This is a genomic window from Merdimmobilis hominis (assembly GCF_016901855.1).
Classification (GTDB): domain Bacteria; phylum Bacillota; class Clostridia; order Oscillospirales; family Ruminococcaceae; genus Paludihabitans.
In genome coordinates, this window is sequence record NZ_JACJKY010000059.1 from 1 (window position 1) to 783 (window position 783).

1 protein-coding gene is annotated in these 783 nt (G+C 43.7%); it reads right to left on the reverse strand.

Features of this window, described 5'->3' with window-relative positions; genetic code table 11:
- Window positions 1–783: hypothetical protein (locus H6A12_RS13030; RefSeq protein WP_345941260.1), on the reverse strand; the 783-nt coding region annotated here is incomplete at both ends.

Sequence of the window (783 nt, forward strand, 5' to 3'; positions counted from 1 at the left end):
TTTGCCACAATTCTTTTGAGCCGGTGATCGGCGGGACATACAACTGATAGCAGTATTGATCGTCAATCAAAACACTGCCGAACATCGTTGTGTCCAGATCAGATTGAATGTAATCGAGAACCTGTTCGTTTTTTCCTTCCCGATCTGTGATCGACACAGAAGCGCTGTATAGCTTGGAATAATCTGTATGCGTGGATACGTTCATCATGACAAGCTCTTCGCCGTATGAACCGATATAGGTATCCTCTATGCGCGTTTTATCCGTGCTGTCAGAACGTGTGATACCGCAAATGAAAGCGGTAGAATCCCAATCGCCGATGTTCACTTGAAATGTTTCACTCATGATTTCAGTGTCGTTGTAACTGATATACAGACGGTTCCCGTATGCGGAACGAATGGAATAGTCGCTATTTGATTTAACAATTTCAAAAATCAATTCGTTTTCTTCTTTGTCAGTCAGCGAATATCTTCTTACACCGTCAAATTCATTTGCGTAGTAATATCCGCGGTGGACAAATCCACCCATTAAGTTCATTCCGACATAGCGCACCTCATCTTTGCTGGAACCATCCAATGAGATTTTATAAAGTGTATAGGATTCTAACTCATTTGTTTCTGTTGTTGCACCTTCGCGCGGTTCTGATACATAGAGCGCACCCTGATACATCCAGATCCCTTGCGAGCGGGTGCGCGCTGCACACTGTGCGTTGTCATGCTTGCAGTTCGGCTTGCTGCAAAACGGTACACAGTTGAGTGTTTGTTTGTCAATGATATAGATTGTTC